Here is a 22,713-nt window from a genome sequence, read left to right as displayed (position 1 = left end):
TTGAAGAGATGCTTGATAAATGAAGGGCATGTAAGCTGTATGAAATGATGAGTTGTTTCAAGTACGTGAAGGTTGCAAAGCTGTTTCTCCTCACGCATGAATCTTGTAAGCGTAACCATTATTTGTCACTTCATTGCAATGTGTTGAGGGGTGTGTCAGCATGAGGAATCCGTATTTGAGAACGGCCTCTAGTCTTTATATCAATTATTTTTTATTAGGTATGGTCAATATTATTTTGGCTTCTAATATGCCATTTTTGATCAAACAATTAGATACAAATAGTGCGGGGATAAGTTATATGATATCTGCACTCGGTATTGGCAGGGTGCTCACGTATGGTCTATCGGGCGTACTGTCAGATCGTTTTGGACGAAAGCCGGTCATTTTGGTTTCTGGGGTGCTGATGGCGGTGTTCCTCATCGGAATCCCATTGTCTCCGAATTATCAAATCGCGTTTGCGTTTGCGATTTTGGCAGGGGTGGCGAATTCGGCGATGGATGCAGGGACGTATCCGGCTTTAATGGAAGCTTTTCCTCAAAACTCGGGATCTGCAAATGTGATGGTGAAGGCGTTTATTTCGATTGGGGCGACCATTCTGCCGCTCGCTATTTTCTTTTTAGCAGAGCATGATTTGTTTTATGGATTTGCGTTTTTTGTACCTGCTTTTATCTATTTAGTGAATGTGATGATGCTGTGGACATTGCCATTTCCGAATCATCGCAAGGTGGAGCAAGTTCAGGTGACGGAGCATGATGAACTTCCGCGCTTCTCATCAGAGCCTACGTTTTGGAGAGAAGGGGTCGCACTGATTGTGATCAGTTTTACATCAAATGGTCTGTACGCCTTGCCGCAAATTTGGCTGCCTACGTACGGTGAGGAAATTTTGGGGATGGCTTCTGGCAGTGCTGTGAAGCTGCTTAGTTACTATAGCATGGGCGGTTTGCTGTCTGTCTTATTGCTCGCATTTCTTTTGCGCCGCATTGTTCGTCCGGTCACCGTGCTGCTACTCTATCCGATTATTACATTAGCCTCTATCTGTGTGCTATTGGTCGTGAAGTCTCCAGTCATCGGGACCGTCAATGCATTTGTATTGGGCTTTTCAACAGCGGGTGTCTTTCAGCTGACGTTAACCGTAATGGCTGAGTTCTTCTGGAAAAACAAAGGGACGATGACAGGAATTATCTCAACAGCAGGCGGAGTGTCCGCCATTGTGATTCCAGTCGTCACTGGTTTGATCGAAACCCACTCGACCATTTTGCAAATCTTTATATTTGATGCGGGTGTGGCTGTTGTAGCGATCATCGGCGCGGTGTATATCCTTTATCGATATCGCCGTGTGATGATACACGAATAAAAAAAGACGACTTCCAAAGCGGAGGTCGTCTTTTTTCTGTGTTTCGTTTAGAAACGGTCATTTTCAAATAGAATTTGTTTCACTTGTTCAACAGGCATATCCTCGCCAGTAAACAGTTTGTACGCAAGGGCACCTTGCCATAGCATCATGCCAAGACCGTTAATCGTTTTGGCACCAGCTTCTTGTGCTTGAGCAAGAAGTTTTGTTTTTTGCGGGTTGTAGACGACATCTGTCACGATTAAGTCTTTGCGTAATACATCAAGGGTATCGTCAATAATGCTGAGCTCATCTAATGGTTTCATGCCAAGACTTGTCCCGTTTGCTAAGATCGCACTTTCAGCTACTTCACGACGGAAAGCGTCTTTGTCTTCAAGTGGGAAAATATTCGCTTTGACACCGAATGATTTCATTTCGTTGTTGATGTAATTTACATTTTCCTCTGCTTGAACAAAGTATTGATCATTACGAGCAAAAATACTAATTTCACGAATACCTGATTGTGCAAGCTGAATGGCGATCGGTGTTGCAGCGCCGCCAGATCCAACGAGTGTAACCTTTTGTCCAGCTAATTCAACGCCGTGTTCAATTAAGTTTCTTACGTAACCAAGACCATCTGTGTTGTAACCAACCAGCTTGCCATCTTTGTTCACAACTGTGTTGCTTGCGCGAGTATATTTTGCAGAATCATCTAGTTCATCTAAGTAATCGAGTACTTTCATTTTGTTCGGCATGGATACGTTAAATCCAGCTGCACCCATTGCTTTCATCCCGTTTACTGCTGCTTCTAGTTCATCATTTCCTACCTCAAAAGCAAGGTAAGCATAGTTGATTCCTGTTAGTGTATAGCCAAGGTTGTGCATCCGTGGTGACAGGCTGTGTCCGATTGGTGTTGCAAGAAGACCGACTAATTTTGTTTTTCCATCAATATTACGTTCGTGTATGTTTGTCATGATTGACATCTCCTTTAATTATCTAAACAATTTTTTCATGCGTCGTAAAACAAAGACTGCTAACAATACGCTGATGACCGCAATGATCATATCGAAGAATAAAGTCATTTTAATATCGTACGTGCTGACGAGTCCGCTTGTAATCAGCGGAACAAGGATAAACGCTGAGCTTGCCGCAATGTTGACATATGATGAAGCCGTTGCTTTGTTTGTAGGGAATAATTTCATCATAATACTCATCGCCAACTGGAAAATGCCGGCTGTAAATAATCCTAAGAAAAAGGTACTAACAATGACAATGCCGTACGTTTCGATTTGAAATAGTGAAAGCATGGCAAGGAATGCCCCGATTGGGTAAATAATGGCGACCATAATCGGTGAAATGAATTTATCTAATACGATTGAAAGCAATAGAACAGATACGAGTGCACCGATACTAAAATAAGAAAGAAGCTGTGTCGCTTGTCCTGAGCCAAGCCCAATCAATTTCAACCCGAGCTGTGGAAGCCAAGTTTGCCATACGACAAATAATGCAGTAGACGTGAATCCCATAAGTACAACAGCTAAACCTTCACCAAACATTTTCGGTTCTTCCTTCATTTGCTCTTGAACGGGAAGATCGTTTTGAGAAGCCGTTTGCTTATGATTTGGGAACGGCATAAAGATCAAGTAAATGCCTACAAGTAAATAAAGAAGTCCTAGCCCAAAGAATGCCCAGCCCCAGAAGATGTCATGTGCAATAAGGAATGCCAAGATAAATGGAAGAACAGTCGCACCAATTGATACAGACGCCTTCACTAATACAGAAGCTGAACTTGCTTTTTTAGGAAATGATTCTGTCAAAGCAGGATATGTTCCTGAATCAAGTAATGAGTTTGCAATCCCTGCGGAAATGGCAAAAATGAAAGCCAATGTATAATTGGTCGTTGTTGGAATCCCAATTAAGAATAATAAGTAGAGAAAGTTACCTGTAATAATGACAGGTTTGCGCCCCCAGCTGTCTGCCAGCCGGCCAGAGAAAAAGAGAGCAATTAATTTACCGATCCCGATTGCTGATACAAGCAAGCTGATTTTTGGAATATCTACATGGTAGCGTTCAGATAAGCTTTCCATGTTTGATGCCACAATAATATTGATCATGCCTAGCATGAAATAGTTTAAGTACATGCCAAGTGATGATTTAATGTATGGATTTTTCATGTTCCCACTCCTATATTTGAAACCCTGTTCGGGCCAAATTCTTGTTACCCTTTGTTATTTCCTTAAACGTAAATAATATTAAGTCCATCACAACACCCCTTGTGTGATTGATGAAAAAATAATGAATATTCATCTGTTCTTCAAATAAGTACATCGTTCTACTAAAAAATTAAAAATAATAACAGTTATCATCAGTAGATGGACTTCCTCGATTTGATCAGAATCAAAAGATCCATCTTTAACTGTAGTTGATATGATAAATAACGATATGTTCACAAAAGGTATAACGATATACTAAAAGAAGCAACGAGATAAATATACTCCTGTGTATAAAATGTGTCAAGTTTATGACTTTGTGATTTAAAAAAAGAAAAATGTAATAAAGAAATAGTTGACTTGCTCAATAAAAAAAGGAGAATCGCTTTGCAATTCTCCTTTCAGCGTGTAGACAAACCCTCGCATTCTTTGTCAGTCCTGCGCTCCGGTGCTCACGAATGTCAAATTCGCTCTGCTCCGGTGCTCGTCCTTCCTAGACTGCAAAGGTTTTCTATCACGCTGAAAAGAAGACAAAGGGCTAAAATAAAGTTCATTTTAGCCCTTTGTCAACAATCTGAAAGGAGAATCGCTTTGCAATTCTCCTTTTCATGATCATGTCGAGGTTTCTCGAATATGAAGTTGAGGCTTTAATATTAACCGCTGCAGTTCTTCATCCTGCTCGTTCATTTTATGATACAAAAGGTTGGCTGCTTTGACTCCAATGGATCGTGGAAATGATGAGACTGTGGTGAGCGGTGGGTGATACATCTCCGCTTCAGGAATGTTATCGAACCCAACTACATCAATGTCTTCACCAGGCTTGATGTCACGCGCTGCCAATTCTTGAATCACCCCAAACGCCACTAAATCACTGAAGCAAAAAATAGCAGTAGGTGGTTCGGGAAGGTCAATCACTTGGGCAAGGGCTTCTTTCCCGCCTTCACGGGTAGGCACCATATCGATAATAAGAGATTCATCCATCGTCAGGTCCTCATCATCATGGGCTCTTTTGAACCCTTTCATCCGTTCAATCCAAGTCGATGAGGATTTGATTCCACCTAAGAAGGCGATGCGGCGATGCCCTTTTTGAAGAAGATGACGCACCGCCATCCAAGTGCCTTGTTCATAATCAACGCCGACATAATCACAATGGACATCTGCTAATTCACGGTTTGCCAATACTTTTGGTGTGCGAATGTTGTTTAATTGTTTGACCGTTCGTGTCGAACTTTTCGATGCTGGATTTAAGATAATTCCACCCACTCGGTGCTCTACCATTGTGGAGATGAGCCGCTCCTGCTTATCTACACTATCAAAGGTTGTCCCAAGTAAAACGGTATAGCCAAGTGATTCAAGTGTGGTTTGCACACCGATTAAAAATTCAGAAATAAAGGTGTTTGAAATATCCGTGACGATCACACCTACAATATTTGAACTTTTCGACCGCATGTTAGCAGCGACGCGATCGTACACGTATCCCAAATCCTCCATGGATTGCAGCACTTTTTTCCGGGTGGCTTCAGAGATCCTAGGGTTGTTGCGAACAACGAGTGAGGCCGTTGAAGTCGATACACCGGCATGCCGAGCGACTTCTTGTAATGTCACACGCTGTTTGTTCATTTTTTTCATTTGTCTTCACCAACTTCATTGGATTGCCTAACTATGGTTCATCATCAAGATGGATGTCTCCACCAAACGAGCCGAACATTCTTTGTTTCATTATACCTTAATCAAGGGGTGTTGATGAAGTGATGTCATATCAGCTTCAGATAAGGAGGAGACAACATCTTAAAAGATTACCATTGACAGCTTTCTTTTAGAGGCGTAAAATATAAAATTATTCAGAAATAGCAACATTTAAAGTAAATATCGAAGGCTATGATTGCTGTGGGTCACACTATGGCAGGAGCAGCTTCTGGAGAGACCGCATGTATGTGCGGCGCCGAAGGGTTCACAATCTCAGGCAAAAGGACAGAAGAGTACGAAATATTGTATTTGTGATGCATGGATCATACTGTGTATTGCTTTTCTCTATTTTGCTATTCTTTTATGACCGTGAGATTGGAGCGCATCCAATCTCTTTTTTTATGGACTTTTTGATAGTTCATTATTTCAGTATAGGATCGTGTCGTAGGAGGGTGTTGAAATTGGCACAACAAGAGTTAAAGCGAGATTTATCAAACCGTCATGTTCAATTAATTGCCATTGGCGGAACGATTGGAACTGGGCTGTTTTTAGGGTCTGGAAAAGCCATTCAATTGGCAGGACCATCGATCATTTTTGCGTACTTAATTGTCGGAATGGCCATCTTTTTTGTCATGAGGGCACTTGGAGAATTGCTCTTATCTAAGGCGGGCTATCAGTCTTTAACGGATATAGCAGAGGATTATCTTGGACCATGGGCTTCCTTTGTGACAGGATGGACGTATTGGTTTTGCTGGATTATGACAGCGATGGCGGATGTTATTGCGGTCGGGGTGTATGTGCAGTACTGGTTTGATATTCCGCAGTGGATTCCTGCTATTATTTGTTTATTGATTTTGCTAGGATTTAATTTATTAACGGTGAAGCTTTTTGGAGAAATGGAATTTTGGTTTGCACTTATTAAAGTGATTACGATATTACTGTTGATTGGCGTTGGAATTGTCCTGTTAATCATTGGTTTTCAAACAGATGCAGGACCCGTGACGGTAACGAATCTGTGGTCACACGGCGGATTATTTCCAAATGGTGTGACAGGCTTCTTATTGTCATTCCAGATGGTGATTTTTGCGTATGTGGGCGTGGAACTTGTCGGTGTGTCAGCAGCAGAAACAGCGAATCCGCAAAAAAATATCCCGTCTGCGATTAATAAAATTCCATTAAGAATTCTATTTTTCTATGTAGGTGCGATTTTTGTATTACTATGCATCAACCCATGGACAGAACTCAGTGCATCAGAAAGTCCTTTTGTGAAAACCTTTGGGCTCATTGGGATACCAGTAGCGGCGGGACTCATCAACTTTGTCGTCCTGACATCTGCGGCGTCTGCTTGTAATAGCGGTATGTTCTCAACGAGCCGAATTTTGTATAATCTCAGTCATCAAAAACAAGGACCGGCATCTTTTGGCCGACTGAATAAGCACGCTGTTCCAAGTAATGCCCTGTTTGTGTCGACAATTGTGGTGTCAGTAGGGGCTCTTTTAAGCAAGCTAATTCCTGAACAAGCCTTTGGTATTGTGACAACGATTAGTGCCATTTGTTTCATTTGGGTATGGAGTATTATTTTAATATGTCATTTGAAATATAAGAAGACACGTCCTGAACTGCATAAGGCGTCTACCTTTAAAGCGCCATTTACACCTTTTGTGAATATAGCGGTTCTTGTGCTCTTTGCTGCCATTCTTGTCATCATGCTTTTCGCTGATGCGACACGTCCAGCCCTGTTATTGACACCCGTATGGTTTGGGTTCTTATTTTTGATTTATGCACGACAGAAACGACGTTCAACATAATGAACGAAAAAAGCACAGCCTTTTTAAATGGCTGTGCTTTTGCTTATTTAACGATTTCGAATCTTCAACATATAGTATGCATTAAGAATGATCAGTACAAGTCCAACGACGATGATGGAGAAGAGTTGAGAGTGATTGGCGCCAAGAGAATAGACAATCAAAATAAACATGGCACCGGTCAATAAAATATTCATCATTTGAAAAGTGTGAAAAAGCCCATCGAGCATCACATGCTTTTCGCCTTCATCAGAAATGGCGAGCAGTTTTTTGCCATAATCTTTATCGGTTGGACTAGGTAGGTGACGATTAGGATAGACGAGCTTTAGGACAGAGATCGATGCATAAGAAAGAATGACAGTGATCAAAAATAAGGCAGCATTTGTGAGAATCAGCCAGAGTGGTTGCTCGGTTACGATGGAAATACCAATTGCAATGATCGATAAAATGGTACTCACCGTATTAGCTAACGTTACATCAGTAAAAGTTCGGTACTGTTTTACCTCTAGTTCATCCTCCTCATCACCAGATACCGAAAGAGAGACTCTTTTCTTCATGCGCGAAATGCCTGAAAAACAATAAATGATGAATAGAACTGTCAAGCCAGTGATGACAAGAGTCGCTTCAAATGCAGCTTGCAGAAGTGTCAGCTCAAATTCGGCTGCCAGTAAACAGTAAGCACCGAGAAAACCAAGGAGAGCACCTAAGAGCATTTTGTATACAGTTTTCATGTGAGTTCATCCTCCTCGAATAGAAAAATTTGTTCAATGGGTTCTTGAAAAATACGTGAAAGCCTCATAGCAAGTAAGAGAGACGGCATTAATTCATCTCGTTCCATTAAGCTGATCGTCTGGCGGGAAACCTTTGCCCGTTTCGCAAGCTCCGTTTGGTTTAAACCATCACGTGCCCGCAGCTCTTTTAGCCGATTTTTCATTCTGTCACCTCAACTCTGATCAAAATGTTATCTTGATTGTAAAGTATTATATTCATTTTGACAAGTATAGTTGTCAAAATGATAAAAATAATTGTCAGAAAGATCGCCTTTATTCAAAAGGAAATCAATGATACGCTAAAGAAAAGAGAAACGGAAAATAGGTGATGCCCATGTTCATTGATCAATTAAAAAGTGACTTACATCAATCACAGCCGCTATTTATCGGAGAAGAGACAGCGTTCAAAGCGGCAGTCCTTGTCCCTTTGGTGCAAGTAAACGGGGAATGGCATGTTTTATTTGAAGTGCGATCACTGACGATGAGAAAACAGCCTGGCGATATTAGCTTCCCAGGAGGCAAACTCGACGGCGACGAAACCGCACAAGAAGCTGCACTGCGGGAAACATATGAAGAACTAGGGATTCCGCCCGAATCCGTCAAGGTGTTAGGACAGCTCAGTCCTTATATTGCCTCTCCATCCTTTGTGGTATATCCATTTGTCGGTATCATTGATGAACAGCAGGTCAAACATTCCTTTAATCAAGAAGAAGTAGAGGAGACCTTTACTGTGCCGCTATCATGGCTCAGCCAATACGAACCATACTTACACCATGTATCGGTGCAGCCAACACCAGGAGAGGACTTTCCTTATGAAAAAATCATGAATGGTGAAAAATACAGCTGGGGGAGTCGTTCGATTGAGGAGTGGTTTTATGATTACGATCGTTACACCATTTGGGGATTAACTGCCCGCATATTAAAACATTTTGTGATGGTTGCAAAAAGAAATTCCTAGAGAATCAGCTCTAGGAATTTGTTGTGGAAAGGCGTTCTTTTGCGGTTTCTTTTCTTTTCCCTTTTCCAATTAGGATGGGTGCTTTCGCTTGGCTCAATCCATATGAAGGCATGTTCACGTAGATAGATTCATATGAGCCGGCTTGAATTTGATACGTTTCATGATAAATTCCGACCGCGTCATTATTTCGTGCCCTTTGGTTAAATCCTTTCCAAGCAGCCAAATGCTTCTCCATCTTGGCGTAAGCAAGGAGATCCTCTGTTGATTTCCAATATTGGATCATGGTGGTGGTGCGTAAACCGAAGTAATTTTCTGTCCCGAGAAAACCAAGCTCTTCTTGATGTGTATAAAGTTCTTTGATCATCCCCGGCATCGCCTTAAATACTGGCAACCATTGATGGACAGCCCAGCGTTTATTGATTCTCATTCCGATAATGAACACAACAATCGGCTCAGAATTGTCTGTTGTATACCTGCCAGCACGTATATTTTTTTTCATTTGTTCATCCTTCTTTCTTCATCGATTCACAGGTCTCCACGCACCAATCAATTCCAGCCTGCGCCACTTTCTTTCCGTAATCTAACGTATACAGCCAATACTTCGCATCAGCTTCATCTGGATACAGCTCTTGAATGTTTTGTTCAATCGCAACATATGTCTCATAACGGATACGGAGCTGCCTCTCATAATCCTGTAAAAGCACCAATTTTTTCTCAAACGAAAGATATTGACCAAAGAATAACTTTAATAACACTTCATTTCGTTCTGATGGTACTTGATCGAGCGGCTGCGCCAGCCATTGCCTCAACGTGTCCAGCCCTTTTTCAGTCAGATGATACTCCCGCTTGTCTGAGCGCCCAGTTGTAGAAGCGGGTGAAACCTTCGCAAGCCCTTCCTCGACTATTAACTTTAAAGCTGGATAAATTTGTCCGTAACTAATTTTCCAAAAGTGATGCAAGCTCCTATCAATTAATTGCTTCACTTCATACCCAGACTTACAATCTGTCGTTAAAATCCCCAAAATCGCATACGTCGTATCATTGTATTTTTTCATTGATCAACACACCTATCTAAAAGATATATCATTTAGATATATAATAAACGATGTATAACTGCAGATACAAGAGGTATGAGAAAAAAATAAATGCTAGAAAGGAGGTGAAGAGATCACTGATTTGTTAATCAATGAGATGAATCCTTCATATAGAGTGAACGATTATAGTTTGGAGGGGACATATGAGTAAATCGAAAATCTGGATCATGACTATTCTGGCGGTCCTACTGATTGGTGGAGGCGGCTGGATAGCATATCAAGCAATCGCAAAAAAGAGTGGTTTGAATCACCCCTACGCCTTTGCATATAAAACAAATGATCGTGTGAACTGGTTCAAGGTAACGGAGAGAAACGGAAAAGTAACAGGCCAGCTGAACGAAACCATTTTAGAGGAAAATCCGCAAAGGCATTATGATCCCAATCTATTTATCAACAAATATCAATTAACCGGAAAATCAATTGAAAACGGTTACGAATTTTATGTGAAGCAAGGGAAAGAAACGGTCACATATGAAGTTCACCTTGCCGAAAAAGATCTTTCTGTGAAAAAACAAGGTGAAAAGCACAGCATCACATACAAAGCAGTTGATCAAAAAAACCTACGTGCTGTTCAACAGGACATTCATACTCGATATGAGAAACTGATGGATGACACGGAAAATAGATTTCATGATTATGTACGAAACTTCATTAAGAAAGTAACAGGCGCTTATGGTTATCTGTATACAGCAGAGGATGGTTCATACCAACTATTTTTAAAAGTAAAACGAATGTATATGCAGTCTGAATGGGCAGGTTCTTTTCTAATGAGAAAGGTTCCAGGAGATGGTGGTGAACCTTATAAAGAAACGAAACATACAGCAGGTGGAGTTTCAGATGGGATAATGTTTGATTTGAGTACTTATCCTGCAATTGAAAAGGGTTTTATTTTAGGGGAAACTGACCGAGACGCAACATACATTAAATTTCCTTTTAAAATGGCAGGCGGGATCATAGAATTTAAAGCGGTCACGAAAGAGGAATATCAAGAACAAACGGAAGCATTCAAAAAGAAGGCGAAAGAATGGCAAAAATAGATCGTGTTGGAACAGATGATTGTTGTGAATGGCATTTCAGGACGATCAGAATAAATAGGGATCTTGAAGGTTTTTCAAAACATATTTGAGTGGAGGTACCTATGAGTAAATTGAAAATGTGGGTCGTGTCTATCCTGGCAGTACTCGTCTTAGGTGGAGGCGGCTGGACAGCATATCAAGCAATCGCACAAAAGAATTCATTGAATCATGCCTATGCATTTGCGTATAAAACGAAGGATAAAATGAGCTGGTTTGAGATATCTGAGAATAAAGGCAAAGTAACGGGGCATTTGAATGAAAAGTATATAGAAGAAGTAAGGTGGGATCCGCAAATCTATAAAAAACAATTTGTCGTATCTGGCAGTTCAAAAGAAAATGGGTATGAATTCAAAGTCACACAAGGTAAAGAAACGATCGTATACGAAGTTCACTTTTCAGGAAAAGACCTTTCAGTAAAAAAACAAGGCGAAAAGAAAAGTATGATATATAAGGCAATCAATCAAAAAAAGCTAGATAAATATCATAAAGAGATTCAAAAACGATATGATTATCTATTCGATACCGCTGAAGATAGGTTTTATGATAGTATGAGAAACTTCAAGGAGAAAGTGGCAAAGGTATATGGCTTTCTCTATACGGCAAAGGACAAACAATTATTTTTACAGGTGAAAACCATGCATATTGAGATTGGATGGACCGGCTCCCTTCTAATCACAACTGTTCCTGAAGAAGATTGTAAGTCTTATAAAGAAATGAGATTAGAAGTCTCGGGTGAAACGGATGGAAGAACTTTTTTTATGGGCTATGAGCCTTCAATTGAAGATGGAATCATTATAGGTTCCACTGATCGAGATGTAAAATCAATCAAACTTCCATTTAAAATGACAGGCGGTACTGTAGAGTTAAAAGCAGTTACGAAACAGGAATACCAAAAACAAGCGAAAGCATTCAAAAAGCAGGCGGAAGAAAGAAAAAAATAGATGATAAGAAACCAGATGAGTGAACTTATCTGGTTTTTTATTAATAAAGAGTTCTTATTGATGATAAAAAATATTGGTGTATAAAAAAAGTGAGAAAGGTTGCTTCAACTAAATTAAAGAAAATTAATTTAGGTATATAGACCTTAATAATTTTTAGAAAAATAAATGTTGACGCTTTCATATAATCAATATATACTAAAAACAAATCCAATATAAATAAATTAGACATGTGACTGGTCATGCAGGCAGGATCTAAAAACGATGAATTTCTTTAATTTGTCGTTTTAGATCCTTTTTTTATTGCCAAAATATAGGTCTCATGTATGAGAAAAGGAGGAGAAAAAATGGATTACACACAAGTCGCCAAAGACGTTTTACAGCATGTAGGTGGTAAAGAAAACATTGCGCACCTTGAGCACTGCTCAACAAGACTTCGCTTCACACTAATTGATCAGAAAAAAGCAGATGTACAGGCATTAGAAAAAACACCAGGTGTCATAGCAGTTAGAATGTCAGGACAATGCCAAGTGGTCATTGGGAATGACGTGATTGAAGTGTATCAAAAGGTAACAAATTTAATGGGCGGCAGCTCGTCTGGGCAAGGCGTGCCATCCAATCAGCCAAAAGAAAAAAGAAAAGCAGGCACAGTTCTATTAGATTTCATTGTGGGTGTCTTCCAGCCGCTTGTTCCGGCAATCGCAGGCGGAGGGATTTTAAAATCATTTCTTCTCCTTTTCTCTTTATTAGGCTGGGTGGATGCAAAAGGCCAAACCTATCAAATACTGAACATGGTGGGTGACGCACCACTATACTTCCTGCCATTACTAGTCGCTGTCACAACGGCAAATAAACTAAAGGTAAACCCACTGGTCGCATTATCAGCAGTCGGTGCACTCCTTCTTCCGAACATGACAGCCATGCTTACTGAAGGTGCGCAATTAATGTCATTCGACGTAAAAAATATAGCTTATGCGTATCAAGTGTTTCCAGCAATCCTTTCTGTATTGCTTTACGCTCAAATGGAAAAATTCTTCACACGATTTTCACCAAAACCAATTCGGATTTTCTTTGTCCCAATGATGTCATTAGTCATTACTGTACCAGTTACGTTACTGCTATTAGGACCACTTGGTTTTACAGCAGGACAAGGGTTTTCATCCGTTATTCTTGCAATGTTTAATACAGTAGGCTGGGTAGCTGTCGCAATTTTAGCAGCGGTACTCCCGTTTATGGTTGCATCAGGCATGCACAAAGCAATGGTCCCTTATGCAGTGACAACGATGGGGAACCTCGGGAAAGAAGCACTTTATTTACCAGCATCCCTTGCGCATAATATTGCGGAAAGTGGAGCGTGTTTCGCAGTGGCACTGCGCACGAAAGACAAGGTACTCAGATCAACAGCCATTTCGGCAGGAATTTCAGCATTTTTTGGCATCACAGAGCCTGCTTTGTATGGTGTGACACTTCAAAATAAACGCGTACTTGGAAGTGTCATGATTGGTTCGTTTGTTGGCGGGATCTTCATTGGATTAGTTGGTATACAAGCCTTTGTACTTGTTGGTCCTGGATTAGCAAGTATGTCGATGTTTATATCAGATGAGCTTCCACGAAATCTAATGTTTGCTGTCATTGGAGCTGTCATTTCCTTCGTTGTTGCTTTTATCGCTGCTTTTGTATTAGGTAAGGATCAAAAAGTAGAAGAAAAGACAAATGATCAAGAAGCATTTGCTGAACAAATTGGAGCAGGGGAAACATTCAAAAGCCCTGTGATTGGTCAAATGATCTCACTATCTGAAGTAAAAGATGATATATTCTCTTCAAAGGTCATGGGAGACGGGATTGCCATTGTTCCTTCAGAAGGAGCGTTATATGCACCAGTAGATGGTGAGGTCACCTTGCTGTTCGAAACAAACCATGCACTTGGTATGAAAACGGACAAAGGGGTGGAAGTATTATTCCACATTGGCATTGATACTGTACAGTTGGAAGGACAGTATTTTTATCCAAAAGTGCAGGCAGGAGATCGTGTACAAGCAGGGGATTTACTCATTGAATTTGATGTAGAAAAAATCATGGAAGCAGGATACGATCCAGTTACGCTTGCTGTCATCACGAATACAGATCAATATGATATTAAGGTACAGCCATTACAAGAGGTCAATCGCCAAGATACATTGATGGTTATCACCCAATTAGGAGGCTAAACATATGACGACAATAAAAGGTTTTCCAAAAGGATTTTTATGGGGCGGCGCCATTGCCGCCAACCAAGCAGAAGGCGCTTGGAATGTAGATGGAAAGGGCCCATCTGTTGCTGATATTGCGATGTACCGGTCTAATTTGAGTGTAGAAGATTATGAAGGGCATCTAGCTGTTACTTCTGAAAATATAGATCGAGCGATGAAAGACCCAGATGATAAAAAGTATCCAAAACGCAGAGGTGTTGATTTCTATCATCACTATAAAGAGGATTTGGCTCTATTTGCTGAAATGGGTTTTAAAACTCTTCGCATTTCTATTGCATGGAGCCGTATCTTCCCAACTGGAGAAGAGAACGAACCAAATGAAAAAGGACTCCAATTTTACGATCGTGTATTTGCAGAAATGAAAAAACACAACATAGAACCGATTGTGACGTTGTCACACTATGAAATGCCGTTAGCACTGAGCGTGAAATATAATGGCTGGGTTGAAAGAAAAGTCGTTGATCTCTTTGTTAAGTTTGCCAATGTATGTTTTGAACGCTATAAACATGATGTGAAATATTGGCTGACCTTTAATGAAATAGATAGTATTCACCGCCACTCTTTTATTACAGCAGGAATTATTCCTGATCGCTGCCCAGAAGGGAAAGAGGAAGAGACGGTTTATCAAGCACTCCATCATCAATTCATTGCCTCTGCACTCGTAACAGCAGATTGTCATCGCATCATACCAGGCAGTCAAGTAGGGTGTATGCTGACAAAATTAACAACGTATCCGCACACTTGTCATCCGAATGATGTGGAGCGGGCATTGAAACAAAACTTAGAAAACTATTTCTATGCAGATGTTCAGGTATTTGGTGAATACCCGCCGCTTATCAAGCGCATGCTTGAGAGAAAAAACATTCATATCCAAATGGAATCAGATGATCTTTCTATTTTAAAAGAAAATACAGTAGATTTTATCTCGTTCAGCTACTATATGTCTTTAACTGAATCAGCTGATGAAGGATTAGAAAAAACGGATGGAAATACCATCCGTGGAGTTAAAAATCCTTACCTTCCATCTACTGATTGGGGATGGCAAATTGATCCGGTTGGTCTGAAAATTTCTTTAATAGAATTATATGATCGTTATCAAAAACCACTGATCATTGTAGAAAACGGCATGGGTGCAAAAGATGTTGTTGAAAGTGATGGATCAATTCACGATGATTATCGTATTAACTATTTCAAAGAGCATTTCCGCCAAATGAGAGAAGCGGTGGAAGAAGGCGTTGACCTCTTCGGATATACGAGCTGGGGCTCAATTGATATTATTAGTGCAGGTACATCACAGATGTCAAAACGATACGGGTTTATTCATGTAGATCAAGATGACGATGGAAACGGTACATTAAAACGTTCTCGTAAAGACTCATTTTATTGGTACAAAAAGGTCATTGAAACAAATGGTGAATCGCTTGATTGAAAAACCACAATCATGAAAACAGGTGATGACGATGTTTAAAATCAAAAAAGTTTTAAACTCGAGTGTGGTTCTGGCTGAAGATCAGAACCAACAGGAGATGGTTCTATTCGGCCGGGGGATTGGTTATGGACAAAAACCAGGTCAAATGATTGAAGAAAAGAAGGCAGATCAAGTGTTTATGTCTGTCGATAACATGAGAGCGAAGGAATTTCTCCAACTATTAGATTCAATGCCACAAGAGTTTATCGATTTAACTCAGCATATTGTTCAATATGCTGAAAAACGCTTAAACTCAAGTCTGAATTCTGGTGTCTATTTTACCTTGATGGACCACTTGAATTTTGCAGTAGAACGGCACAAGAAGAATATTAATATTACAAATCGAGTATACTGGGAAATCAAAAACTACTATACCGAAGAATTTGAAGTAGGTAATTATGCGCTTGAGTTAGTCAACAATACATTGGGCATACAATTACCAAAGGAAGAAGCGGCCAATATCGCCTTTCATTTAATTAATGCGTTAGGTGAAGAGTCCGATTCCAAAGATGGCATGAAGTATGCCAAGATGATCGGAAGTATTGTGAATCTCGTCCGCTATACGTTGAATATGAAAATGGATCAAGAGAATATTCATTACAGCCGATTTATTACACATGTGAAATTCTTTGTTGAAAGATTTTACGCAAATAAATTATTATCAGATCAAGAAAATGAGTTGTTTGAACAAATTGCACACTTGTATCCTCAAGCGATGGATGTGGCTTTCAAAATCAAAGATTATATTAAACAGGTGCACAGTATTGTTATTCCAAATGACGAACTTACGTATCTGGCGGTACATATTCACCGCCTCATTTCTTATCAAGAACTAAAATAAATGTGGACCACTTGCCTTGTAATGAGGCAAGTGGTTATTTGTATTGTATCGGTTTATGTTCCGATAGGTCGTTCTGTTGGGCTAAGATTTGTATCATTTAACGAATTGTAAGACACCGTTTGTCCGAAAACAACGATGGCTAAAGCGAAAATGAGTAAACTCACTTTTTTCATCATAATTCCTCCAATTAAGTGTAGTGTGTTCCAATTGATAGGCATCCTTCAAAAAGAGATATGCTTGGTGAATTGAACCCAGCTCTTCAAAGTGTTTGGCAGCTAGTGCACTTAATTCACGGGCACCTTCAACATCCTTTAATTCTTTCAGAATACTGATGTCATCGAAACAGGTTTGAGCTTTTTTGGATATGTCTTCAGTGAAATATAGATGATAGAGAAAATTCATTTTTGCTGTATAGATGGGGTTTCTGTCTATTTCTTGTTTTTGTTTGAATAATTCAAAATAATAGAGAGCTTGCGACTTTTCATCAATGGAGAGCAGCTCTTTTAGTAACATAAACATGGAGTGTTCGAAATAACAAGATGAAAGGTAGTTATCATCACTAAGAGCCTTTTCTAGGGCATCAATACATTTTTTTGATTCTCCAGCTTCGGCATATAGAATACTGATATTGTGATAAAGCTGTGATGCTAGAAAATGATCGTTTAATTGATTTGAGATGTGTAATGCTTTTGTGTAGTAATTCTCAGCTCTTTTGAAATCGCCAATATCCATGAAGTTGGTGGCTGCGATCACAAAAGCTGCTGCCAGTCTTCTTTCATAGCCATCATGACCTTTGAAAATATCGATAGCATTCTGAATATAATGAAGTGAAATCAGGCTTTGGCGAAGCATCATATATAGGTTTGCGACCTTCGTATGGAATTCTGCTACTTCTATTTCATCAGGAATGTTTTGCAGTTTTTTCTCAGCAATTTTAAACAGTCCGATGGCTGATGCATAGTCTCTGTTATATGAAGCGTAAAGGGCTTTATATAGGTAAAAATAGTATTCAATTAAGTCGTTTGTTTTAGAAGGGTATTCTAGCACTGTCGGTTCATTCAGTTTTTTACCCCTTCGTTCATATAACATGAGCTTAAACTTGCCTTCTAGCAATGAATAGTAGGTCAAGACCTCCTGATTCTCTTCCATCTCTTGAAGTAATTCCTTTAATTCTGTGTAGATTGTCTTTGCATTGTGTACATCATGCTTACGAATGGCAATTCGCCAATCATTTAAACGGTTCCCCACCTGTTCAGCTGAAATGATCGTCATGGAAATTTCACCTCTTTAACATCCTTTCGCCTGTTTCAATAAAAAACGATATCACAATTTTTGGTAAAATATAATCGTTTCAGAGAGGTGATTGACAGGAGGTAATAAAAAGGACCTTATGTCATGAGATGTACGTTATTGTAATGATCATTAATTGTTTATTCAAATGAGTAAAATCTTTTTTTGGAAGTCTAAAAACGTGATAGATACTATTAGTTTTAAGTTTATGGTCGAAAATACCATCTGAATATATGAAATAAAGCTATTTTAGCTATGAGAGAAGAACAATGAAAGGTCGATCTAGAAGGGAAATTCAGTTATGATGTTGCTAGATGATTTTGGGAAAGAAACTGGTAGTTACTGAGAAAGGTGAAAATCCGAGACAAGTGTTGACCTTTCAGAAAGGATGTTGAAATGAAAAAAAGATTTCAAATGTTAAACTGGCAAATGACAATTGTGATGACGACGCTTTTACTTGTTTTAGTCACTCTTTATATCTCAAAGAGATACTTTTATAGCAAAGAAATTGAGTTGCTGACAGAATCTTGTCAACAAGAAGACGGCAAAATCATACTAGAAACAAATAGTTTGACTATGGATTACTCCTTTGAGTGTAAGAAAAAATAAAACAGGCAGAAAGCTGCCTGTTTGACACCAATTAAAACCCTAAGTTTTGTAACCACTTGTTTAACAAGGCCTCTCGTTTCTCAGCGGTGAAGCGGTCGTATTTTCCTAAATTTAAATGAGCTGAAATTTCACCGTCATTCATAAACAAAATTCTTTCAGAGCAAAGGGCCACTTTTGGATCATGGGTGACGAGAAGCAGAGTTGTTCCTTCAGAATTGATTTGTGAAAAAATATCCATGACTTCCTTTGTGGTTCTTGAATTAAGAGCACCTGTGGGCTCATCTGCAAAAAGAATGTTTGGTTCATTCATAAGAGCTCGACAGATAGAGGCTCTTTGGAGCTGTCCTCCTGATACTTCTGATAAATATCTATCAGCTAAATGATCAATATCAAGTTTCTCCATTAGATATTTTGCTCGTTCATTGACTTCTTTTCTCGGCATTTTCTTCGCTAAGTAAGCTGCAGCAATGATGTTATCAAATAGATTGAGGTTTTTTAGTAAGTGGCTGTGTTGAAAGACGAATCCCATCTCTGATAAGCGCAAAGCTGTTAACTGTTTGTCTGTCATTTCTGATAGCAGTTGACCTTTATATTTGATTTCCCCTCTGGAGGATGTCTCTATACCGCTAAGTTGATAAAGCAAAGAGGTTTTTCCACATCCTGAAGGTCCCATAATGGTGACAAATTCTCCACGTTTAATTGATAAGTGAATATTTCTAAGAATGGTCTGTTTTTGTCCTTTTAATGAATCAATTTGTAAAGACAATTGTTTCGCTTCAATTAATTGTTCCATGTGAAACATCTCCTTATGAAAGTGTATGACGGCTGATTTTACTAGAAAAAAAGGACTTCAATAACCACGAGATGACAGTTAAATTCACCATAAACAGCAGGAGAGGATACACGATCCAAACCCATTTCGGGGCTAACCACTGAAGGCTGGATGCTCCTAATGATGCTCCGCCTGCACTCATTAACGCCGGACCAATAGTATGAACAGCGATTGCTCCAATGAAGGCACCAATAGAGAGAACGACGATAAAACTTGTTAAGTATTGATAGGTTAAATCTTTTTGAGAAAAACCAATCGTCCTTAACAAGTGAGTACGATTTAAATCTTTCGCCCTTAACATGTGTAGAAACATCATTAACATGAGGCTGGCTGTTCCAAAAGCTGCGATGGTTGAAAATAATGCAATCACTTTTACTAGAGATGCGGTGCTTCCTATTGTTTGATGCACATATTCTTTCATATCTGTCACTTTTGCAGGAGACATATTTGTTTCAAGTGCTGCTTTTTTTCCTGCCATATCTATTCCTTGTTTTAATTGTATTTGAATGGTTTTCCAAAGGGATGATTGAGGAAAAGGCTGAGATAATGCTTTAGCAGTTTTCCCTCCGTTGGTGACGTCTTGATAAATGCCGGTAACCATTTTTTGAACTTGCTGCCCATTTGTGGCGAGAGTGACTTTTCCGCCTATCTTTTTCTGAAGTGAGTCAGCACTCAACACCGATAAAGCAATCTCTTCCTCCTTCAACGGTTCCCTTCCTTGTAAATAGGTGAGAGGGAATGCTGATAGATCACCTGTTTCTAAATAGAGCGTTTCTAGTGTATTCTCCATTGTTTTGGCTTGTAGAGAAGTTGTTTCATAGACGGCAGATGTTTGAATGTCTTGGTCTACGCTAATCATAGACTCTATTTTATTTGTACTTTTCTCTAAATGATTTCCCTGCCGAATATCAATTCGAAGGTCACTTTTTCCTGAGCCAAGATATGTGACGAAATCTGGTGATTGTAATGTGTACCATAGCGGAATCGGCATTAACATTAAAAATGTACAAAGCGCAATAATACAGGTAATTGTTGAATACATCTTTATTCGCGAGAACAGATCTTTCAAACCAAACCAAAAATTGACTGGGAGGAATTTGTTTTTCTGGAGGTACATAGGAATTTGTTTTTTATGGCTTGGTGAGCTTATGCCGCCTTGAATGGCTTGAGCTGCTGATATTTGACCAAATCTCCTTAGGACAGTATAGCTGAATGAGATGACGATCATTGCCGTCAAAATTGATACCAAAAGCGGGATCACTTGATGAATAAAAGAGAGGCGATTCCCCATATATTGCTGAATATTGGCTGTAAACAAATCACCAAACATGAGTGTCATCAAATATCCCGCTATACACCCTATACAGGCAAGCACAGCATATTTCCCAACGTATAATTGTTTGATTTTTGATAAAGGAATTCCTAGCACTTTTAAGATTCCAATTTCACGTTCATCCTCTTCTATAGCGGCGGTCATAGCCAGACGAAGAGAGAGGAGAGAAATGCTAATGAGCAGAAAGCAGACAAGAAGAAGAATGGCGATCACCATACCATCTGTTAGAGCATTCAGCATGCGAAGCAGGGATAATGTGACAGCAGGCCCTTGTTGTGGCAGCTCAGATGATTGATAGAGTGATTGAAAAGCATCTGCTTGACTAGCATCATGCAATAAGAATTCAATTAAGTACTCCTTTTTTTGAAACACTTGATTCAGTGTCGCCCAGTCCGCATCATGCAGAAGAAATCTCTTTGAACTGACAAGACTTGGATTCATTTGGGCATCTCGTAAGAACGTTTTGATTTGAAAAGAGAATTGATGAGAGCCTTTTGTAATGAGTAACCTTTCGCCAATCTTTAAATGGTATTTTTGTTGAAAATAAATAGGGACTGCTACTTCTCCTTTATTGACAGTGAGCTTTTCATTTCGTTCGTTTAAAAGAAAATCAAAATAGCGATTTTGTTTTACAAATAAATGATCCATCACACCCGCTTGAGCAGGCTCCTGCCCGAACTTGATGCTGACGTGTTCGATCGGAATCATTGGAACAATTTGATGTGCCTTTACCATCGACTGTTTACTTGAAAATATATCGACCGCTTTTTCATCTAAGCTGCCATCGTGCATTTGGACAAAGTCTGGTGCTTTGGCTGATTGGAGTAGATCAGAAATGGAACCATTCAGCTGGACCGTCATTTGCGCAGCGCTTGTTGCTAAAAATGATGTCATCATGATGCAAAGGGTTAAGCCGATTGAAATGAGACGGTGGCGGGTTAGGTCTTTCTTGATAAACGTCAATCTCATGAGGCTGATTCTCCTTCATGTCGAAGCATATTTTTTGTAAGGAAGGCAAGTGCAAACATCAAGGCACTGACGATTAACACGGTCACATACATGCTGGCGGAAAAAGTGTTGAACAAGAACCCGTACATCATTTGACCGAGCGGTGCAGCACATTGAGAGACCATTGTCAAATTGGCCATGACTTTTCCTAATTGAGCATTGGGTGTTTTCTTTTGCACATGTGAGATGACAACGATCGAAATCATGGTGAGCAGCATGGCAATTGGGAGACACCCTGCTAAAAAGAGAAAATAGGCTGGAAATGTACCAAATTGAAGAGCCATCTTGGATGTTGAAAAAGCAACAGGCAGCAAAATGACTGCGATGACGAGCAGCCAGCGATACAAAGTAGGAATGCGCCAATGTTTCGCTACAAGCCCAACTAGCAGGGCGCCTGCGATGACGGCAAACTCAATGATACCCATTCCTATTCCGTACATGATGTCACTGCTTTTCATTGTGACCCTTAAAATAATGGGACCTCCAACGATAAAAAATGGTGTGAGGATGAAATTTAGCAACGCTGCAAGCAGCATGGCTCTTTTTAAAAATGGCTGGCTTCCGATATAGGAAAATCCTTGTTTCATATCTTTCAAGAGTACTTTGGTCATCGGTTCTGCGAGTGGGCTAGGTGAGAAAGAGATATTTAACCGTAAAAGCATGCATGCTGATAGAAAAAATACAATGCTGCTAGCGCCTATGATGACCTGGCTCCCAATGAGTCCGTATAAAACGCCGCCAATGATAGGAGCGACAACACCTGAAAGGGCCTGCACGCCATTCACGATGCCATTTGCTTGTTCTAATTTTTCTTCTTTCACTAGCTGAGGAATACTCGACATCACAGCAGGAGCATAAAATGTACTCATGACACCAAGGAGAATCATGACGGCTCCAATCATATAAAGCGAATCATGACCTGAAAATAACCAGAAATAAAAAGCCAGAATCATAATGCCAGTAAGAACATCAAATAAAATCATCAAATTTCTTCTGTTAAACCGGTCAGCAATTGCTCCTGCTAATGGCGAAAGGAGGAGCGGGATATTGGATAAAGCGAAAAGCAGAGCATATAAATCAACGCGATGTGTCATATCCAAGACGTGTAAAGATAGAACAAAACGAATCAAGGAAGACCCGAAAACGGAAATAATTTGCCCGAGAACGAGATAGATAAAATGGGTGGAGCCATTTTTGGCTGATAACGACATGAAAA

Annotated in this window: 19 protein-coding genes and 1 riboswitch; of the genes, 8 read left to right on the top strand and 11 right to left on the bottom strand. The window is 39.7% G+C overall.

Translation table 11 applies throughout. The annotated features are described in order from the left end of the window. Positions 1-160: 160 nt before the first annotated feature. A complete protein-coding gene (locus ES896_RS04995) occupies positions 161-1,354 on the top strand; it encodes an MFS transporter (protein WP_135226503.1) in 1,194 nt (397 codons plus the stop codon). Positions 1,355-1,401: 47 nt separating this feature from the next. Here ES896_RS04995 and ES896_RS04990 read toward each other — a convergent pair whose 3' ends face one another. The 3 genes from ES896_RS04990 to ES896_RS04980 form a co-directional block, all read right to left on the bottom strand. Then, positions 1,402-2,304, bottom strand: coding sequence for a shikimate 5-dehydrogenase (locus tag ES896_RS04990; RefSeq protein ID WP_008344408.1), 903 nt, complete (start codon positions 2,302-2,304; stop codon positions 1,402-1,404). Between the two features lie 18 nt (positions 2,305-2,322). Continuing rightward, the gene (locus tag ES896_RS04985; RefSeq protein ID WP_007497314.1) at positions 2,323-3,504 is read right to left on the bottom strand and encodes an MFS transporter; all 1,182 of its coding nucleotides are present in this window, start codon (positions 3,502-3,504) and stop codon (positions 2,323-2,325) included. A 648-nt stretch (positions 3,505-4,152) separates the two neighbouring features. Then, positions 4,153-5,169, bottom strand: a complete 1,017-nt coding sequence (locus ES896_RS04980) for a LacI family DNA-binding transcriptional regulator (RefSeq protein WP_024720466.1) — start codon at positions 5,167-5,169, stop codon at positions 4,153-4,155. Positions 5,170-5,445: 276 nt separating this feature from the next. Further along, positions 5,446-5,525, top strand: a riboswitch (glycine riboswitch). Between the two features lie 162 nt (positions 5,526-5,687). Here ES896_RS04980 and ES896_RS04975 point away from each other — a divergent pair. Further along, positions 5,688-7,034, top strand: coding sequence for an amino acid permease (locus ES896_RS04975; RefSeq protein WP_135226502.1), 1,347 nt, complete (start codon positions 5,688-5,690; stop codon positions 7,032-7,034). 47 nt (positions 7,035-7,081) lie between these two features. Here ES896_RS04975 and ES896_RS04970 read toward each other — a convergent pair whose 3' ends face one another. Together ES896_RS04970 and ES896_RS04965 are read right to left on the bottom strand one after the other, a co-directional pair. Continuing rightward, positions 7,082-7,762, bottom strand: coding sequence for a DUF3169 family protein (locus tag ES896_RS04970; RefSeq protein WP_135226501.1), 681 nt, complete (start codon positions 7,760-7,762; stop codon positions 7,082-7,084). Further along, positions 7,759-7,965 (bottom strand): helix-turn-helix transcriptional regulator, encoded by a 207-nt coding sequence (locus ES896_RS04965; protein WP_025208285.1) that lies wholly within the window; start codon positions 7,963-7,965, stop codon positions 7,759-7,761. Before ES896_RS04965 ends, ES896_RS04970 begins: the two co-directional genes overlap by 4 nt. Before the next feature lie 170 nt (positions 7,966-8,135). On the opposite strand from ES896_RS04965, the gene ES896_RS04960 reads away from it, so the two are divergent. Beyond that, positions 8,136-8,759: an NUDIX hydrolase gene (locus tag ES896_RS04960; RefSeq protein ID WP_024720463.1), complete on the top strand. Its 624-nt coding sequence runs from the start codon at positions 8,136-8,138 to the stop codon at positions 8,757-8,759. A 10-nt stretch (positions 8,760-8,769) separates the two neighbouring features. Here the strand turns inward: ES896_RS04960 and ES896_RS04955 are convergent, their stop codons facing one another. Together ES896_RS04955 and ES896_RS04950 are read right to left on the bottom strand one after the other, a co-directional pair. Beyond that, positions 8,770-9,258, bottom strand: a complete 489-nt coding sequence (locus ES896_RS04955) for a DUF4188 domain-containing protein (protein WP_135226500.1) — start codon at positions 9,256-9,258, stop codon at positions 8,770-8,772. A 4-nt stretch (positions 9,259-9,262) separates the two neighbouring features. Continuing rightward, positions 9,263-9,814, bottom strand: coding sequence for a PadR family transcriptional regulator (locus tag ES896_RS04950; protein WP_008347390.1), 552 nt, complete (start codon positions 9,812-9,814; stop codon positions 9,263-9,265). Between the two features lie 182 nt (positions 9,815-9,996). On the opposite strand from ES896_RS04950, the gene ES896_RS04945 reads away from it, so the two are divergent. The 5 genes from ES896_RS04945 to ES896_RS04925 all read left to right on the top strand — a co-directional run bounded on the left by ES896_RS04945 (position 9,997) and on the right by ES896_RS04925 (position 16,425). After that, positions 9,997-10,890 carry a hypothetical protein gene (locus ES896_RS04945; RefSeq protein WP_135226499.1) on the top strand — a complete coding sequence of 298 codons (894 nt, stop codon included), beginning with the start codon at positions 9,997-9,999 and terminating at the stop codon, positions 10,888-10,890. A 101-nt stretch (positions 10,891-10,991) separates the two neighbouring features. After that, positions 10,992-11,870 (top strand): hypothetical protein, encoded by an 879-nt coding sequence (locus ES896_RS04940; protein ID WP_116306550.1) that lies wholly within the window; start codon positions 10,992-10,994, stop codon positions 11,868-11,870. A gap of 344 nt (positions 11,871-12,214) precedes the next feature. Beyond that, positions 12,215-14,074, top strand: a complete 1,860-nt coding sequence (locus ES896_RS04935; protein WP_135226498.1) for a beta-glucoside-specific PTS transporter subunit IIABC — start codon at positions 12,215-12,217, stop codon at positions 14,072-14,074. Positions 14,075-14,078: 4 nt separating this feature from the next. Next, a complete protein-coding gene (locus tag ES896_RS04930; RefSeq protein ID WP_065461409.1) occupies positions 14,079-15,545 on the top strand; it encodes a glycoside hydrolase family 1 protein in 1,467 nt (488 codons plus the stop codon). Between the two features lie 31 nt (positions 15,546-15,576). After that, entirely contained in the window at positions 15,577-16,425 is an 849-nt protein-coding gene (locus ES896_RS04925) for a PRD domain-containing protein (protein ID WP_008347382.1), read from the top strand. 93 nt (positions 16,426-16,518) lie between these two features. On the opposite strand, the gene ES896_RS04920 is transcribed toward ES896_RS04925, so the two are convergent. The 4 genes from ES896_RS04920 to ES896_RS04900 form a co-directional block, all read right to left on the bottom strand. Beyond that, complete coding sequence (locus tag ES896_RS04920) at positions 16,519-17,697, bottom strand: response regulator aspartate phosphatase (RefSeq protein ID WP_135226497.1); 1,179 nt, start codon at positions 17,695-17,697, stop codon at positions 16,519-16,521. A gap of 658 nt (positions 17,698-18,355) precedes the next feature. Further along, positions 18,356-19,117: an ABC transporter ATP-binding protein gene (locus tag ES896_RS04910; protein WP_008347378.1), complete on the bottom strand. Its 762-nt coding sequence runs from the start codon at positions 19,115-19,117 to the stop codon at positions 18,356-18,358. A gap of 13 nt (positions 19,118-19,130) precedes the next feature. Then, positions 19,131-21,458 (bottom strand): FtsX-like permease family protein, encoded by a 2,328-nt coding sequence (locus ES896_RS04905; protein WP_135226496.1) that lies wholly within the window; start codon positions 21,456-21,458, stop codon positions 19,131-19,133. Further along, positions 21,455-22,708, bottom strand: coding sequence for an MFS transporter (locus ES896_RS04900; protein ID WP_025208276.1), 1,254 nt, complete (start codon positions 22,706-22,708; stop codon positions 21,455-21,457). The genes ES896_RS04905 and ES896_RS04900 overlap by 4 nt, the downstream gene beginning before the upstream one ends. Between the last annotated feature and the right edge of the window lie 5 nt (positions 22,709-22,713).

The sequence above is a fragment of the Bacillus sp. 005/A4HT-01/001 genome, assembly GCF_004634445.1.
Classification (GTDB): Bacteria; Bacillota; Bacilli; order Bacillales; family Bacillaceae; genus Bacillus; species Bacillus altitudinis.
Note: the sequence above shows the minus strand (reverse complement) of the source record. Positions and strands in the feature narration are given on the sequence as shown.

Coding starts and splice junctions, on each gene's coding strand:
- ES896_RS04995 (WP_135226503.1), top strand. CDS start 161: ATGAGGAATCCGTATTTGAGAACGGCCTCTAGTCTTTATATCAATTAT.
- ES896_RS04990 (WP_008344408.1), bottom strand. CDS start 2,304: ATGACAAACATACACGAACGTAATATTGATGGAAAAACAAAATTAGTC.
- ES896_RS04985 (WP_007497314.1), bottom strand. CDS start 3,504: ATGAAAAATCCATACATTAAATCATCACTTGGCATGTACTTAAACTAT.
- ES896_RS04980 (WP_024720466.1), bottom strand. CDS start 5,169: ATGAAAAAAATGAACAAACAGCGTGTGACATTACAAGAAGTCGCTCGG.
- ES896_RS04970 (WP_135226501.1), bottom strand. CDS start 7,762: ATGAAAACTGTATACAAAATGCTCTTAGGTGCTCTCCTTGGTTTTCTC.
- ES896_RS04965 (WP_025208285.1), bottom strand. CDS start 7,965: ATGAAAAATCGGCTAAAAGAGCTGCGGGCACGTGATGGTTTAAACCAA.
- ES896_RS04960 (WP_024720463.1), top strand. CDS start 8,136: ATGTTCATTGATCAATTAAAAAGTGACTTACATCAATCACAGCCGCTA.
- ES896_RS04955 (WP_135226500.1), bottom strand. CDS start 9,258: ATGAAAAAAAATATACGTGCTGGCAGGTATACAACAGACAATTCTGAG.
- ES896_RS04950 (WP_008347390.1), bottom strand. CDS start 9,814: ATGAAAAAATACAATGATACGACGTATGCGATTTTGGGGATTTTAACG.
- ES896_RS04945 (WP_135226499.1), top strand. CDS start 9,997: ATGAGTAAATCGAAAATCTGGATCATGACTATTCTGGCGGTCCTACTG.
- ES896_RS04940 (WP_116306550.1), top strand. CDS start 10,992: ATGAGTAAATTGAAAATGTGGGTCGTGTCTATCCTGGCAGTACTCGTC.
- ES896_RS04935 (WP_135226498.1), top strand. CDS start 12,215: ATGGATTACACACAAGTCGCCAAAGACGTTTTACAGCATGTAGGTGGT.
- ES896_RS04930 (WP_065461409.1), top strand. CDS start 14,079: ATGACGACAATAAAAGGTTTTCCAAAAGGATTTTTATGGGGCGGCGCC.
- ES896_RS04925 (WP_008347382.1), top strand. CDS start 15,577: ATGTTTAAAATCAAAAAAGTTTTAAACTCGAGTGTGGTTCTGGCTGAA.
- ES896_RS04920 (WP_135226497.1), bottom strand. CDS start 17,697: ATGACGATCATTTCAGCTGAACAGGTGGGGAACCGTTTAAATGATTGG.
- ES896_RS04910 (WP_008347378.1), bottom strand. CDS start 19,117: ATGGAACAATTAATTGAAGCGAAACAATTGTCTTTACAAATTGATTCA.
- ES896_RS04905 (WP_135226496.1), bottom strand. CDS start 21,458: ATGAGATTGACGTTTATCAAGAAAGACCTAACCCGCCACCGTCTCATT.
- ES896_RS04900 (WP_025208276.1), bottom strand. CDS start 22,708: ATGTCGTTATCAGCCAAAAATGGCTCCACCCATTTTATCTATCTCGTT.